The sequence below is a fragment of the Vibrio sp. KUL78 genome, from assembly GCF_059725505.1.
The window spans coordinates 1,663,802-1,678,924 of the sequence record NZ_AP045838.1 but is presented as its reverse complement, the minus strand read 5'-3'; the positions used below and the strand labels follow the sequence as shown (position 1 = coordinate 1,678,924).

General features: G+C 46.6%; 12 protein-coding genes. 5 read left to right on the top strand and 7 right to left on the bottom strand.

From position 1 onward, the window contains the following. Window positions 1-2: 2 nt before the first annotated feature. Window positions 3-776 (bottom strand): alpha/beta fold hydrolase, encoded by a 774-nt coding sequence (locus AC6I8Y_RS23940; protein ID WP_234497403.1) that lies wholly within the window; start codon window positions 774-776, stop codon window positions 3-5. Window positions 777-1,331: 555 nt separating this feature from the next. On the opposite strand from AC6I8Y_RS23940, the gene AC6I8Y_RS23935 reads away from it, so the two are divergent. Both AC6I8Y_RS23935 and AC6I8Y_RS23930 read left to right on the top strand, forming a co-directional pair. Beyond that, the gene (locus AC6I8Y_RS23935; RefSeq protein ID WP_498022000.1) at window positions 1,332-3,170 is read left to right on the top strand and encodes a heparin lyase I family protein; all 1,839 of its coding nucleotides are present in this window, start codon (window positions 1,332-1,334) and stop codon (window positions 3,168-3,170) included. Between the two features lie 189 nt (window positions 3,171-3,359). Continuing rightward, window positions 3,360-4,160 (top strand): SDR family NAD(P)-dependent oxidoreductase, encoded by an 801-nt coding sequence (locus tag AC6I8Y_RS23930; protein ID WP_498021998.1) that lies wholly within the window; start codon window positions 3,360-3,362, stop codon window positions 4,158-4,160. A gap of 400 nt (window positions 4,161-4,560) precedes the next feature. Here AC6I8Y_RS23930 and AC6I8Y_RS23925 read toward each other — a convergent pair whose 3' ends face one another. Together AC6I8Y_RS23925 and AC6I8Y_RS23920 are read right to left on the bottom strand one after the other, a co-directional pair. Then, window positions 4,561-4,797, bottom strand: coding sequence for a GNAT family N-acetyltransferase (locus tag AC6I8Y_RS23925; RefSeq protein WP_394149992.1), 237 nt, complete (start codon window positions 4,795-4,797; stop codon window positions 4,561-4,563). Window positions 4,798-4,870: 73 nt separating this feature from the next. Further along, window positions 4,871-5,671 (bottom strand): PhzF family phenazine biosynthesis protein, encoded by an 801-nt coding sequence (locus AC6I8Y_RS23920; RefSeq protein ID WP_498021996.1) that lies wholly within the window; start codon window positions 5,669-5,671, stop codon window positions 4,871-4,873. Window positions 5,672-5,831: 160 nt separating this feature from the next. On the opposite strand from AC6I8Y_RS23920, the gene AC6I8Y_RS23915 reads away from it, so the two are divergent. Further along, the gene (locus AC6I8Y_RS23915; protein ID WP_394149989.1) at window positions 5,832-5,984 is read left to right on the top strand and encodes a DUF2256 domain-containing protein; all 153 of its coding nucleotides are present in this window, start codon (window positions 5,832-5,834) and stop codon (window positions 5,982-5,984) included. Here AC6I8Y_RS23915 and AC6I8Y_RS23910 read toward each other — a convergent pair. The 3 genes from AC6I8Y_RS23910 to AC6I8Y_RS23900 are packed head-to-tail and all read right to left on the bottom strand — an operon-like array spanning window position 5,967 to window position 9,644. Continuing rightward, window positions 5,967-6,641 carry an SDR family NAD(P)-dependent oxidoreductase gene (locus AC6I8Y_RS23910; protein ID WP_498023111.1) on the bottom strand — a complete coding sequence of 225 codons (675 nt, stop codon included), beginning with the start codon at window positions 6,639-6,641 and terminating at the stop codon, window positions 5,967-5,969. The two genes, AC6I8Y_RS23915 and AC6I8Y_RS23910, sit on opposite strands and share 18 nt — an antisense overlap. Before the next feature lie 60 nt (window positions 6,642-6,701). Further along, window positions 6,702-8,252 carry a cryptochrome/photolyase family protein gene (locus AC6I8Y_RS23905; RefSeq protein WP_498021995.1) on the bottom strand — a complete coding sequence of 517 codons (1,551 nt, stop codon included), beginning with the start codon at window positions 8,250-8,252 and terminating at the stop codon, window positions 6,702-6,704. 45 nt (window positions 8,253-8,297) lie between these two features. After that, window positions 8,298-9,644, bottom strand: a complete 1,347-nt coding sequence (locus tag AC6I8Y_RS23900) for a DASH family cryptochrome (RefSeq protein WP_498021993.1) — start codon at window positions 9,642-9,644, stop codon at window positions 8,298-8,300. Between the two features lie 140 nt (window positions 9,645-9,784). On the opposite strand from AC6I8Y_RS23900, the gene AC6I8Y_RS23895 reads away from it, so the two are divergent. Together AC6I8Y_RS23895 and AC6I8Y_RS23890 are read left to right on the top strand one after the other, a co-directional pair. Further along, window positions 9,785-11,035, top strand: a complete 1,251-nt coding sequence (locus AC6I8Y_RS23895; protein ID WP_498021991.1) for an NADH:ubiquinone reductase (Na(+)-transporting) subunit B — start codon at window positions 9,785-9,787, stop codon at window positions 11,033-11,035. Window positions 11,036-11,244: 209 nt separating this feature from the next. Beyond that, window positions 11,245-12,267: a GGDEF domain-containing protein gene (locus AC6I8Y_RS23890; RefSeq protein ID WP_128648425.1), complete on the top strand. Its 1,023-nt coding sequence runs from the start codon at window positions 11,245-11,247 to the stop codon at window positions 12,265-12,267. Between the two features lie 34 nt (window positions 12,268-12,301). Here AC6I8Y_RS23890 and AC6I8Y_RS23885 read toward each other — a convergent pair whose 3' ends face one another. Then, on the bottom strand, window positions 12,302-15,064 hold the full coding sequence (locus AC6I8Y_RS23885) for an HD domain-containing phosphohydrolase (RefSeq protein WP_498021989.1): 2,763 nt from the start codon (window positions 15,062-15,064) through the stop codon (window positions 12,302-12,304). Window positions 15,065-15,123: the final 59 nt, after the last annotated feature.

The following is a 15,123-nucleotide window of genomic DNA, read 5'->3' as shown; positions in this document are numbered from 1 at the left end:
GATTACTTTTCGAATCGCTCAGTTTGCAAGAAGTTGAGAATTAACTCCGTCACATAAGGATCTCGACGCAAACGGTCGTGTTTGATATCGACTTCGACGAAATCCTTCATCCCTTTGAGCTTGGTCGATTCTACCGACACCAAGCCATCGTTGGTTTTTGCAAACATGCCATTGAACACCGGATAACTTTGCGTTCCGGCTATCACGCCAAAGTCGTAGTTTGGGAGCGGTAATTGATTTGGAAAGCTATTAGGACTGGTCGTCAACGATTCCGCCGTACCACCAACAAGGGATAGCATCCAGGTATCGGAGAAGAAATCGGCAACATCACTACCATGATTTGGTGTACCTACGAAAACAACGTTACCCATTTGTTCTGATTGAACAAACTCAGGATGCTTCGCGAGATAGGAGCGAATCACTAAACCGCCTAGTGAGTGACCGACGAAGTGGACTTTAGGTTGGTTGGTGGCATGGTGTGTCGCGGTATCAAATTCAGCAATACAGCGAGAAAGCTCTTCCGCGCTTTTCTCTAAAGTATTTTCTATCGGCTGGCGAATCGTCGGATAGTCAACCACACAAACTTGGTACCCCTGATCCGCGATGCCCTTTGACATATTTTGCATCGACCAAGCACTGCGGGCGAGCCCGTGCACAATCACTACCTGCTCAGCGTGGTGAGCATTGAGCTCTGTGTCCGTGACATCCATTTCGGGTTTGCTGCATCCAACGAGTATTAATGCGGGAACCAAAACTGCCCACTTCATCCGCTTCATCGTACATCTCCAAACCACCGATTCATCAATAGCATATCAAACTGGTACTACCTGCACTAGCACACATGTGCGAGATTTTTGTTCCAATTTACAACAAATATCACCAAGAAGAGATATTGCCTGCACCTAAACTTCAACCAATTGAAATTATTAGATAAAAATTGATGACACATTACTTAATAGATTAAGTTATTAAAATCGTAATAGAGAGTTCAACTTCAAACGTTGCCAATTCGAGTAAAGTAGCTCTTCCGCTTACTCTTGCACCCAAATGAAAGTGAGACACGTAATGCAATCGTCCTACAACTCACTGATATTAATAACCTTTAACTCAGAAGTATTGATTTTCTCAGCACACACAGCAAGTTGTCATAGAATCATCCAAAATTTACAATGACAGCCCAAATACATTCGCCTCATCAATATAAAACCAGTTTGATATAGATATTGAATTGGCTATCTTCAAGCTGAGTGCACTCTTTCTTACCCGATGTTTATCACCTTCTAGCATGGAGGCGAAGCGTCTGTGCGTATCAAACAATCAAGGAGTGACGTATGAGTAGAGTATTGCGGTTTAGTTCATTGGCGACGGCCATTACCTGTTCTTGTCTTTCGTTTTCCGCTTTCGCAGCTGACACCGATGGTGACGGTGTTATCGACACCGTTGATGTGTTTCCACTGGATCCAGAAAAATGGGTGTTACCTTTTCATGAGTTGCCGACTACCGTCGAAGCGGAAGATTTTGACTTAGGTGGACAGGGTGTAGCGTACTCAGATAAAGAGGCAGATAATCGAGGCTCTCACGACTATCGCAATGAATGGGTCGACTTTTCTACCCACGGAGACGCGACTCATGTTGGTTGGTTTAGTCGTGATGAATGGATGAACTACACCGTCAGTGTACCGAGCACTGGCTACTACGAATTTTCGGCGTGGCTAGGTTCAAAAGCGACTACGCAAAAAGTCATCGAGTTACGCGAGGGGCAATCTGTTCTTGCGGAGCTCGCATTTTTATCCAGCTCAGGAAACTCTCGAACATTCGAACAATCACCACCTACAACACTTTTTCTCGAACAAGGGGAACACACGTTTACTCTCTATGCCCGAGACGGGTCTGTTCGTGTCGACAAACTTCAGTTTGCTCTCTCCCCGTTATCTAAAGACACCGATGGTGATGGAGTTGTCGATGCCGAAGATGCCTTTCCTAATGATGCATCCGAAACCAAAGACTCCGACAGCGATGGAGTCGGAGATAATAAGGATTTAGATGACGACAATGATGGCGTGCCCGATCTTGAAGATGATTACCCTCTCGATCCTAGCCGCTCTCAAAATCTGGTCACCAATACAGCGCCAGACAATTGTGAAGGGGTAGAGAATCAACAACTATTGTGCGATGTATTAGCCAACGACATTGATCCTGAAGCGGATGAACTTACTATCGTTCTCGCTGACTCAGCAAATTATGGCTCGCTCACTGTTTCTGAGGGTAAAGTGCTTTACACACCAGAAGAGAACTTCGTCGGGCTTGATGAGTTCAGCTATCAAGTCGATGATGGATTTAACCTCTCAGAGCCAACACGAGTTGACGTTTTGGTCGAACGTACAACGACGATTGAGAACGCAGCGACAGTCTACACCGCGAACTATGAAAACGGTACCCCTCAGTCTGGGCTAGAGCAACTCTTAACGCCCTCTTTTTCTAGCAGTTATGACTCTCTCACTCAAGTACCAGCTAGCTATCACTATTACAGCGTCGAGAATGTGCCCTGGGCGCGTACAGGAGAGCATGTACTCAAGTTTTTTGGCGAGCCACCAGCCTTTCGAAGCGAAATCGCGTTTATGAACAGTGATTACAACTATTCGCAGGGGGATGATTATTACTTCAGCGCAAGTATCCGCCCCGATGCGTCTTGGCAGAATGTCACTAAGTATTCCATCATTGTCACTCAATGGAAATCGTTTCAATCTGGCCCACACGGTGCAATCAGGCTGAGTAACAACGGTGACTTTAAACTCACGTTTCAATCGCCAAACCATCCAATCATCGACCTTGGCTTTGCACCACAAGATCAATGGACCGACATACGTGTTTATTTCAAGAAATCACTTGGCTCCGATGGGCGCGTCATGATCTGGGTAAATGGTGAGCTCAAGCTAGATCGTTCGGGGAAAACCTTACTCATTGGTAACGACGGCTATACCAAAATCGGTATGTACACTGAGATTAGAGATGCGAGAACCATTTACTTCGACAACGTGTCGATATCTAGTGCGATCAATCGCTCACTCGACGAATGGGCGCGCGCTCCTGTCGATGGTATCTATAATGATAGTGACGATGACGGTGTGAGTAATGGTTTAGATCCCTATCCACTCGATCCTGATCGATAAAGAATGAACGATTTTATGGTTCCCCCCCTCTGTTACCCACGGGTAGCAGAGGGATCTACACATCCATGATTATCAAAAATATCTATAAACTGTTTCCATGCTGGCACCAATAGAATGTGTAACGTTGATAATCTATGCTAGAACCAGACTAGAGATGTCCCCTACATCATGCCTTTGGAGTGTTTAAAAATGAAAAAAAACGTACTAATTACAGGCGCTACTGACGGAATTGGCTTAGCTGCAGCAAAAATGCTCGTCGCGGAAGGTCACCGTGTATTGATCCATGGCCGAAATCCTCAAAAGCTCGAAGCAGCCAAACAAACACTTCTTGATGTAAATAGTGATGCTGAAGTTGAAACCTACATTGCTGACCTGTCTGTATTGTCGGAAATTAAACCGTTTGCTGATAAGGTGAAAAGTGAACACGACAGCCTAGATGCGCTGATCAACAACGCAGGTGTCTACACCACAAACAATGTGCGTACTAAAGATGGTTTCGATGTGCGCTTTGCGGTGAACACACTGGCCCCTTACCTGTTAACCAAAGCACTGTTGCCTCTGCTTCAGTCTGGACGTGTTGTAAACTTATCCTCTGCCGCTCAAGCACCGGTGGAGACCGAAGCGTTGCGTGGTAATGCGGCTCTAGGTGATGGCATGGCATACGCGCAAAGTAAGTTAGCCATTACTATTTGGTCACAAGAGATGGCTAAAGAGCTTGGCAGCCAAGGTCCCGTGATCATTGCGGTAAATCCGGCGTCTATGCTGGGCAGTAAAATGGTAAAAGACGCGTATGGCGTGGCTGGTGGCGATATCAATATCGGTGCTGATATTCTTCGCCGAGCGGCATTGGATGAAGAGTTTGCCGATGCTTCTGGTAAGTACTTTGATAACGATATCGGTCGCTTTGCAGCGCCGCACCCGCAGGCAGCTAATAGTGGGAAAGTGGCGGAAGTGATGCAGGTGATTGATGAGTTGGTGAGTGGGTTTTAGCGCCGCGCATCGCCTATTATTACAAAGCTATATATCGAGCTGTTTGCTCCTCCCCTTGGAAGCGGGGAGCGTAGCTGGGAGGGGTCAAGCTCCGAATGTGAATCGCGAGCAAGTCACATGTTGTAAGTCCGCTTTACCCCCTCTAGCTCCCCCTTGGTAAGGGGGAGAACCATAGGCTAGCTCCTATCGTCGCATCGCCGATTACTAAAAAGCTATGTGTAGCGAAGAACTGTTTTGCTCCTCCCCTTGCTAAGGGGAGGCTGGGAGGGGTCAATGCGGAGGCAGAATCGAAAGCAGGACACACGTTGTAAGTCCGTTTTTACCCCCTCTAGCTCCCCCTTATAAAGGGGGAGAACCTTAGGCTAGCTCCTATCGTCGCATCGCCTATTTTTTATGAAATTCAATCTAAAAACTTAGCAACATACCAACAGTCAGCTTCAATCTGATATTGCTCGCCTTTCGCCCATGCTAACCCTTTATCGACTAACTGCTTGGCAATCCCTTGACCACGAAACACATCCGGTACAAACGTGCGAGTAAAGTTCACATTACTTCCGTCCAACTTATATTCAAGTACACTCTCGTGACCATCTTTTGCAAAGACGAATCGATGGCATTCTGGTTGGTGTTCGATCATAAAAACTCCTGATTTTATTGGATATCTTAATGTCACTCGACAAAGATAACCTAAAACAGAAAAAGGGTAACAGCTAAATGTTGATCGTGCCCCTAATTAGGGTCACGGCTTGGCCACTGAGCTCTATACGTTCGCCCTTAATCATCATACCGACGTAGCCACCACGCTCAGAATCTTGATAGCCAATTAACGAACACTTACCCAGTTTCTCAGCCCAATACGGTGCCAACGCACAATACGCAGAACCGGTCACAGGGTCTTCATTCACACCTACCCATGGCGCAAAGTATCGAGCGATGAAGTCCACATCGCTTCTCGATGATTTTGCAGTCACAACGATAGAGCGTCCTTCGGTTTGCAATAAAGCGTGGAAGTTAGGTGCTAACTGGTGAAGCTTGTCTTCACTTTTAAGCACGATAAAGTCTTTACCACCCTCAAACTCTGCACAAAACTCAATATCATCATCCTTGATACCGAGCGCCGCACACTTATCAGGAGAGATTAATGTGCTTTCCACTGGGTGATAAAGCGGGAAATCCATCGAGATTCGCTCTCCAGATTTCTTCGCTGATAGCTCACCAGATAAGGTGTGAAACTCATAAGAACCGTCATCGTTTAACAGCTTCAAGTCATCAAGAACCTTCACTGTTGCAAGTGTTCCATGCCCACATAATGCAACCTCTACTTGAGGGGTGAACCAACGTAATCGTTTATCGCTGAGCGACAAAAATGCGGTTTCGGATATCGCCATTTCTTTGGCAATACTCAACATAAGTGATGCTGGCAATGGCTCTTGAGTAATACAAACCCCAGCGGGGTTACCCTTAAACGGCTCCGCAGTAAACGCGTTCACCTGATAGATTTCTAGTTCCATGAATCTTTACCTTTCTCACCACTGCTCAACTATAGAATAGATAATAACGACAATATTAACTACATCCCCGTATATCATCTGGGAAAACTCAGTGCAAACTGCACCTTCAATAGTCTGGTTGCGTATATCAAAATGTGTCGAACTACGGTCGAAAATACGCATGCATAAGAAGGCTCATCTTCCACAAAAACTATGTCCAATCTGCCAACGCAGCTTTAGTTGGAGAAAAAAGTGGGATAAGTGCTGGGACGAAGTGAAATACTGTTCAAAGCGATGCTCATCCAACAAGCGTCGCCTACCACTCGATGAGTGACCCGTCGTACGCGAGAAACTGGCCGTTATTACTGCGGTCGAGGGACTGAAGAACCTTAATGAGTAAGCTAGCTGTCTTACTTGCTGAAAACAGTTTGTGCTCTGGGACTCGTGCTTGAAAAGGCTTAGACAACGACGTGTCGGTTGTTCCCGGATGGAGCGCAACCGTACACGAACGCGGCATCAAACGCCCCCATTCAATACTGATGTTCTTGAGCGCCATATTAAGCGCTGCTTTTGAGCATCGGTAGCTGTACCAGCCTCCTAGGGCGTTGTCAGTGATGCTGCCAACCCGAGCCGAAATGGTTGCAAAGATTGGCGAGTGTGCTTTTCTCAAAAGAGGTTGAAAGTGCTGAGCTAGCAGTAAAGTTGGTAAGGTATTGATTCTTATTGAATCAGTAAACTGCTCTGCGTCCACCGATTTCAAGCTCTTTTCCGGCATACGTTCATTAATAGAGAGCGCGCCGACACAGTTTATCAGCCAATCTAGGTGCACTACCTCGCTAAGCCTCTCCACCAGCATTGGATAATGCGCCTGTTCCATGACATCGAGTTGGAACCAAGAAATGCGTTCGTAGTCCTCAGAGCCTTGGGGCAGTGTGCTGCGATAAGTGGCAAAGACTTGAATCTCAGGTAATTGCGCAAGTTGCCGACACATTGCCCAGCCGATACCACCAGAGCCGCCCACAATTAGTACGTTTGTTGTCACATCTGCTCCCTACAACTCGTTGATGCGTGCCAGATTGGCTTCGGCTGTGGTTAAGTGTTCGTCCTGTACTTCTGGAGCCATTCGATCCCATGTACGGTAAATCATCGCTATTCTTGGGTTGTTTCCCAGACGCTCTCGATGTTTGTGCATAAAGCGCCAATAGAAGCCGTTAAATGGACAAGCCTGTTCTCCCTTGCGCTCTTTGACGTTGTAGTAGCAGCCACCGCAGTAATCGCTCATCTTATTTATGTAACCACCGCTCGAGCAGTAGGGTTTCGTCGCTATCAAGCCGCCATCTGCGTATAGTGCCATGCCTCGGGTATTCGGCATCTCTACCCACTCAATCGCGTCGATGTAAATACCTAAATACCACTCTTCGACTAGATCTGGGTCAACCTCGGTCAGCAATGCAAAGTTGCCCGTGACCATCAGCCTTTGGATGTGATGCGCATAGGCGTACTCTAATGACTGGTTGATGGCGTGTTGCATACAACGCATTTTGGTTTGTCCGGTCCAGTAAAAGTCTGGTAGCGGTCGGTGAGCATCAAGCGCATTCTTGCGCTTGTAATCCGGCATATTGCTCCAGTACATACCGCGAATGTACTCTCGCCAACCAAGAATTTGTCTAACGAACCCTTCTACTTGTGCAAGCGTAATTTCACCGTCAGACTGTGAGTAGCTATCGATAGCCGCATACAACACTTCTATCGGTGACAGCATCTTGCTGTTGAGCGAAAATGACAGTCGACAATGATAAAGACTCCACATAGAGTCATGCTCTCCTGTCATCGAATCTTGAAAGCGTCCAAAGTTAGGCAGGCAGATATTGCAAAAGTGCGCAAGAAGGTTGAGTGACTGCTCACGATTAATCGGCCACAGTAAATGCTCTCCAATCTCACCAATGGACTTCAATCCATGACGATGGATTCGCTCGACAGTAGATTGGGTTGGGTTTGAGAACATCAACGGGCTGGGCAGTTCTTTGATATCGTTGACCTTCAATTTATTACGATTGTCGGCATCAAAGCTCCACTTTCCGCCAAGTGGTTTATCCTCGTTAGCCATCAGCATACCGTGTCGGCGACGCATCTTCCGGTAGAAATGGTCCATGACTATCGCCTTGCCGGTTGGAAACATCTCCTCAATCTCAGAAAACGGTAGGAGAAAATGCTCCGTATCGACTTCTTCTACTTGTGCATTCTCCAGCTTCAAATCTCTGAGTTGTTGAAGCAAACGGTATTCATCAGGGCGTTGATATTCGAATCGAGATGCTTGTGTCTGACGGCACTTCGTTACGATAAGGTCAGCTAGGCTTTTGTACTGACTGCTTTGGTCAAGGTTGAGGTGCTCAACGCTGTGCCCTAATTCCGTGAGAGCACGAGCAAACGACTCCATTGCGAGAAAGAACGCGACCTGTTTCTGTATGTGATGAGTCACGTATTCAGATTCTTGCTTGAGCTCGGCGATGAGATACAGAACGCCATCATCCACGGAAGAAAACCAAGAATGTCGCTCATTCAACTGGTCACCCAACACAAGCCTAATGGTGTGATACGTCATCGCTCTCTCCCTTGTTACAACTTATTAGCTGCTATATATTGGCTGCTACTCATTCGTGTCTAGGGGCCAGTCCACCATATCGACGGCATCAACACTCATAGTCATTCCCTCTCCTTGCCACTTACGGATGAAAACCCCATCAGGATCATACATTTGAGTCTGTTTTTGTAGGTCAAACTTTCGATGCCCTCTAGGATCGGCTCCCACCCCAGCTAGGTATTGCCAGTTACCCCAATTAGACCCCACGTCATAGTCAATAAGCGTGTGTTGGAAATAGTTTGCGCCGTAGCGCCAGTCAATCGACAGCTCGTGTACCAAGCAACTGGCAACGAGCTGACGACCTCGATTCGACATGTAACCCGTCTGTTTAAGTTGGCGCATACAAGCGTTAACTATCGAGAAAGGGGTAGTGCCATTAACCCATTGACGAAAACGTTGAGCGTAAAATGAGGTCAAGGGTGCCTTGTTTTGAATGCCCGAAAAAGCAAACAACCGAGCACCATGTCGTCTGCCATACCAATGGAAGTACTCTCGCCACAACAGTTCAAACACGATCCAGTAGGTTGAATCGTTGGCGCCGTTGTGTCGCTCAAAACGATGAAGTTGGCTTACTATTGCTTTCGCAGAGATATTGCCATTGGCTAGCCAAAGCGAAAACTTAGTCGAGCTTTGCCAATCATCGAGCGCATTTCGCGTCTTTTTGTAGCTAAGCGCAGCATCGGTTTCGAAGTAGCTTCGCACATGGGACAGTCCTGCCAACTCACCTCCTCGTACATTTTGACCTAGATCGAGCGCCTCCTCGAAGCTTCCATAAGCTTCTGGAAGCCCTTGTCGATTGTTTACCGGAGGTGGAAGTGTGGTGACCGTTCCACTAGGTAAGGGAATGGGCTGTTTTTCTATCAACTTTCTGAACTTTGAAAAACTCTGAGGAAGATCTCCAAGATCAAAGGGAAGCTCGCTCTCTTTAAAGAGGCTGTGAGTGTCGTCTCGATGGATGGCCAGCTTAGGATGTTGCCCCTCCAATTTCTCAACTATGGTATCCAGATACCAACTTGCGGAGTGCGAAACAAACAAATCGGTAATGCTATAGGTTCTGATAAGTTCATTGACCACATCTAGAGCTTGACTGAGACCATCAGCCTCTAGCTTGTGCAATACCTGCCCGACTTGCCTCAAAGATTGATTGAGTTCGCCAATAGACTGCATAGCGAAATGCTGCCTGGCATCGTCGGTTATTTCGATGGGTAAGAAGCGTCGCTCAAACTGACTTTTCAGCTCTGGAAAATAGACGCAATGCAGGGAGTCAACTTCCCGCGCCGCTTTTGCGAGCAACGGATTGTCGTGGAGTCGACAATCGTTATAGAACCAATAAATACCTCGTCGAGTCGTCATATTGTCCTCACTATCCCGCACTCATAAAGCGTTTGCCTTCATTCACATACGAGTGATTACGCTAGTTAGCTTAGTCAAAGAGTGGACATATCGCGAAACCAGCACGTAATAACTGTGTTATTGCAGAGGAGGCATGAGTTATGGCACTCAAAAAAACTTTAGATAACTTAGCTCCACATTTTGAACCCGGAGGGAAATACCAAACCTACTACCCACTCTACGAAGCTGTCGCCACCCTTTTTTATACGCCGGGTCATGTGACCAAGGGGCGCACCCATTTAAGAGACAGCATCGACCTTAAACGCATTATGATCATGGTGTGGTTTGCTGTGTTCCCCGCCATGTTTTGGGGCATGTACAACATTGGTCACCAAGCCAATGCTGCGTTGACAGCGGCCTACACCGTTGCAGAACTCTCCACTCTATTTGAAGAGAGCTGGCGGTTATCTTTCGCCTTCGGAAGCCCTGAGGCACTAGCGACCGTAGGTTGGGGACGAGAAATGCTCTACGGAGCCAGTTACTTCCTACCTGTCTATGCGACGGTGTTCATTGTTGGGGGTTTCTGGGAAGTGTTGTTCTCAATTGTCCGCAAACATGAAGTCAACGAAGGCTTCTTCGTCAGCTCCATTCTGTTTGCACTTATCCTGCCTCCCACTATTCCTCTCTGGCAAGCAGCACTTGGCATCACCTTCGGTATCGTTGTGGCGAAGGAAGTATTTGGTGGAACAGGACGCAATTTTCTCAATCCAGCACTCGCGGGGCGCGCATTCCTCTATTTTGCTTATCCTGCTCAGATGTCAGGTGGAGCCGTTTGGGTTGCAGCCGATGGCTATTCAGGCGCCACACCGCTAAGCCAATGGTACGAAGGCGGGCAAAGTGCGTTGGTCAACAACATGACGGGAGAGGTATTAAGCTGGACTGACGCCTTTATCGGAAACTTACCGGGCTCTATGGGCGAGGTCTCCACCTTATTCATTTTGATAGCGGGTATCTTCCTGATTGCCATTGGCATTGCCTCATGGCGGATTGTTCTAGGTGTACTGATAGGACTCACTGTCACCGCGACACTACTCAATACCATAGGCTCAGACACTAACCCTATGTTCTCAATGCCGATATGGTGGCATTTTGTGATTGGCGGCGTGGCATTTGGCACCTTTTTTATGGCGACAGACCCTGTTTCTGCGGCGTTTACCGATACAGGTAAGATTGCTTACGGAATACTGATCGGTGTGATGACCATCTTTATACGCGTGCTCAATCCCGCCTACCCCGAAGGCATCATGCTCGCAATCCTGTTTGCCAACCTCTTTGCTCCGCTGTTCGACCACCTGGCAAAAGAGGCGATGGTAAAACGACGAGAGCGCCGGTTAAAGCAAGCCAATCGGTGATCATTGTCAAAGAACTCAGTAACGATATATTTAAAATGTATCGTTACTGAAGCAATATCACACCCAAAACTGGGGACATTTACAAAAACTGAGGTTCCAAAAGTGACAATTTGCCTATCTCGTTAGATAATTGCTTATATAAACAAATAAAAAATAACAAAAAAAAGATCGCGGCACATATCGGAATGAGTTAAGGACAAATACGGACTATGAAGAAAAACGATTTTCAAAAATCGGCTGCCAACCTCAAAAAGGCAGTACCATTGATGGTGAAACATCACGTGCCCGCTACGCCAGCTAATTACGCACTCTGGTACACCTATGTTGATCAAACGATCCCTGAGTTAAATGCAGACATGGACGCCATCTTAAAAGACTACGATGTCCTGCCACCCGTCAATTCCGCTTCTCTATACAGAAACCACATCGCTGACAAAGCCGAAGTCGATTTGCAAGATCTCAAGGTAAATCTAGAGGCCATAGTGACGGAAATGTCGAGTTCCATGTCCGATGCACTGACTGATACCACCGATTTTTCAAAAGCTCTCGAGAATAGCTTCGACGGTTTGTCGTCAAGCCTTGATGCTGAACGTGCACCAACCCTTGATGACGTGATGCCACTAATCAAGCAGCTAGTTGATGAAGCAAGCGAAATACGCCACTCCACTGATTTTATTCAAGGGCAGTTGAAGAATGCCAGTGACGAGATAAGCCGCTTAAAATCGCAATTGGCCAAAGTCCAATGCAATGCCATGTTTGATAGTCTCACCACGCTTTACAATCGAGGTGCATTTGATGCTGACTTAACAATGTTCTGTCAAGCAAAGCAACCAATGAGCCTAATTCTTCTCGATATTGACCACTTCAAAAAATTCAACGACGAAATGGGTCACTTGTTTGGTGATACGATTCTTAAGGGAATTTCTCAACGACTAAAACAAGCCTGTCGAGGTGGCATTGCGGCTTATCGTTTTGGTGGTGAAGAGTTTGCGCTAATTGTCCCAAATAAGTCTCTTCGAGTCGCAAGACAGATGGCCGATGCCCTGCGTCTAGCGATCGAGAAAATGACCATTAAGGATCGTAAAAACGGCAACAAGGTGGGCAATATCACTGCCTCATTTGGGGTTGCCGAGTTTGTCGCTGGTGACAGCTATGCCTCTTTAGTGGAACGTGCAGATAAACAGCTTTACGACGCTAAGCGCTCCGGTCGCAACCGCGTTATGCCTTTCTAAAGAAAGACCGCTAGCAGCGGTCTTTTTTACATCCTTACTGTGCCAGATAATCTTCGATGTGAATGTCATCAATCTGCGAGCTGTTTATGTTCTGTTGAGCGAATTCCAGATAGACGCCTGATGTTAGAAATAGCTCAAACAAATCCCCATCTAGATGATTATCTCTTACCATAAAGCTCATGATCCGCAGAGCTTCGGACAGCTTCTTAGCTTTCTTATAAGGGCGATCGCAACTTGTCAGTGCCTCAAACACATCCGCTATAGCCATTGCTCGCGCCGGTATAGGTAGCTCAGAGGCTTTTGTGCCTAATGGGTAGCCTGTTCCATCCATCTTTTCATGATGACTACCAGCCAACAACGGGACATTCTGCATATGTTTCGGGAATGGAAGATTCTCCAGCATGCGTATCGTCTCAATCATGTGGCTATTGATGATATAACGCTCTTCACTGTTGAGGGTGCCCCTTCTTACTGATAGGTTATACATCTCCCCTTGGTTATTTTGGTATTCACCAGCTTGTAGAACAAAACGCGACTCTCGTTTTGGTTCTTTTTCCCATGGAACAAGGTGATCATGGTGATCAGCAAGCACGGGTTCCGTCCTTGGAACTTGTATATCTTGGTTATTAAAGCGGGCTAACTCTTCCCAAGACAAACCTTTGCGCCTATCGATCGTGGTCTGCCACGTTCGCGCTGCTATTTGCTCAAGTTGGTTAAGTTTGGTCTCATCTAAAAACTCTGAACCTAAATTGATTTCAGCGATCAGATCAAACTCTTCATCCAGTTTTTCAAGCTTGGCTTGCAGCTGTTGACGCTCCTGCTCTGAGATAGCATCAGCAAAACGCTGACGATACATGGACAGTTCTTCGTCCCGCTTGAGCACTTCAAAGCGTGTTCGAATTTCGTGGATTCGGTTGTAAATAGTCTCTAATTTTGTCGATTTATCGATTATGTGCTCGGGTATTGTCACCTTGCCACAATCGTGCATCCAGGCGGCCATGTGGAGCTCTTGCCACTCCTCATCGCTCAACGAGAAGTCGGCATACTTACCTTGTGTTTGTTGTTGCGCGGCAAGAGTCAGCATCTCCGTCAATGCAGGGACTTTTTGGCAGTGGTTACCCGTATAGGGTGACTTAGTATCGATCGCGCCCGCCATTACCTGAATAAAGGAGTCTAACAATGCGCGTTGATCCCTAATCATCGTTTGGGTCTCGATGGTTACAGATGCGTACGCAGCCAGCGTTTCTAAGTATTCTCGGTTTTCAAGTAGAACGGCGCTTTCGTGGGCGTCATCAAACCCGAGGCCAAGAGCGCCAATGACCTGTTGTTTACGGTTTATCAGCGGGATAAACAACGTATTGTCAGATTCACTCTCTCTCGGCACGTATGTACGAACTTCGTTGTAGCGAGTGAACACCGGCTGTTTCAATTGAAAAAACTGATGAACCTCTTCCTTTATAAGTGGGTCTGTCAAAGGAATGGCCGATTGCAGTGAGGGGTCTAACACGCCTTGATTACGGACGCTCACAAACTTGGGCTCTAAACAAGTCTCGTCATTACTTAATAGATACAAGTAGCTACTATTCGAGTCCGTCGCATCTGCCGTTTCTTGGCAGACAAGCGCGAGCAAACTCTCTAAATCATCCTCTTTTGCCATCGAATTAGTGAGCGACAAAAACCGTTTTATCGTAGATTGCATAGAACGCAAAGAGTCCGACATCACTTTGATCTCGGTAACTCTAGAGCGATGTTGTGATATCGCGTTAAACTTGAAATGCTCAATAGACTTGGCTTTTTTTGTCGCTTGACGGATAGGTCGCGCTAACCACTGCGAGGCAAGGTAAATACAAGGCAACACTGCAAGCAAAGCAATAAGCGAGCCTATGATGGAGCGTCTAGCAACAAGGTTCGATTCCTTCAGGAGGTGCTCAGACTTTACCGCCATCGCAAGATTAAACACTTGATCTCTGGTACCTCGTACTCTATCAATTTTTACAACCCACCTTTCCCCATCATAGTTAATCTCTTTAGCTACAGGACCAAACTCCACGACATTAGCCGTACTCGCGATAAGTGGATGATCAATATCACTTAATTTGAGTGTTGTTCGTAACCTCAGAGCATCGCGCACTTTAAACAATTCTGGTCGGCTGTATCCATAAACATTAAAGTCATCATCATACATAACACGTAAGGCATCGCGATTTTCATCACTATCCTGCAGCACTTGCGATACTTCTTCTAACAGAATGTCGGCTCCAAAAGCAGCACCATTTATCGACTTACGATGAATCGTGATGCCAGATCGACCAACAATAGGCATAAAATACGGTTCAGACACCTGTGCCTGAATGTAAGATGAGCTTTTAAACCAATTAGCTATGCGCGGATCAATGATTATGTCTTTCAACACCTTAGTGTCTAACATAACCAGTTGCGCGTCATAACTCTTTTGAACAAGCTCTTTCGTGTGCACGTTATAACTAAACGCCGCAAACTCAGCGACATCGTCGACTTTCATGCGCTTTCTGAGTTCCCCGTTGTGTACTCGAGCAACAGCAAGCCACTCTCCATCTGGGAACGCAGCCTTAAATGATAGAACATGCCTATGTGCACTAAGAAGTGACATTAACTCCGGAGCGAAGTCAAATCGTTTATTAGGGTCAGTCTCTCTAGACAGTTCACCGGAAGAGTAGGCATCAACAATGCTGAAAGTCGGCCCAAAGTGAAAAGACATGTTGCTACGGGTTTCACTGGCAATTCTTTCAAATAGGTTCTCGTTTGCCTCTAAAAGCACTTTATTGAGGCTCGTTTGAGTAATCCAAATCTGTACCCCACATACGAGTAATACCAGGG

Coding starts and splice junctions, on each gene's coding strand:
- AC6I8Y_RS23940 (WP_234497403.1), bottom strand. CDS start 776: ATGAAGCGGATGAAGTGGGCAGTTTTGGTTCCCGCATTAATACTCGTT.
- AC6I8Y_RS23935 (WP_498022000.1), top strand. CDS start 1,332: ATGAGTAGAGTATTGCGGTTTAGTTCATTGGCGACGGCCATTACCTGT.
- AC6I8Y_RS23930 (WP_498021998.1), top strand. CDS start 3,360: ATGAAAAAAAACGTACTAATTACAGGCGCTACTGACGGAATTGGCTTA.
- AC6I8Y_RS23925 (WP_394149992.1), bottom strand. CDS start 4,797: ATGATCGAACACCAACCAGAATGCCATCGATTCGTCTTTGCAAAAGAT.
- AC6I8Y_RS23920 (WP_498021996.1), bottom strand. CDS start 5,671: ATGGAACTAGAAATCTATCAGGTGAACGCGTTTACTGCGGAGCCGTTT.
- AC6I8Y_RS23915 (WP_394149989.1), top strand. CDS start 5,832: ATGCATAAGAAGGCTCATCTTCCACAAAAACTATGTCCAATCTGCCAA.
- AC6I8Y_RS23910 (WP_498023111.1), bottom strand. CDS start 6,641: ATGTGTCGGCAACTTGCGCAATTACCTGAGATTCAAGTCTTTGCCACT.
- AC6I8Y_RS23905 (WP_498021995.1), bottom strand. CDS start 8,252: ATGACGTATCACACCATTAGGCTTGTGTTGGGTGACCAGTTGAATGAG.
- AC6I8Y_RS23900 (WP_498021993.1), bottom strand. CDS start 9,644: ATGACGACTCGACGAGGTATTTATTGGTTCTATAACGATTGTCGACTC.
- AC6I8Y_RS23895 (WP_498021991.1), top strand. CDS start 9,785: ATGGCACTCAAAAAAACTTTAGATAACTTAGCTCCACATTTTGAACCC.
- AC6I8Y_RS23890 (WP_128648425.1), top strand. CDS start 11,245: ATGAAGAAAAACGATTTTCAAAAATCGGCTGCCAACCTCAAAAAGGCA.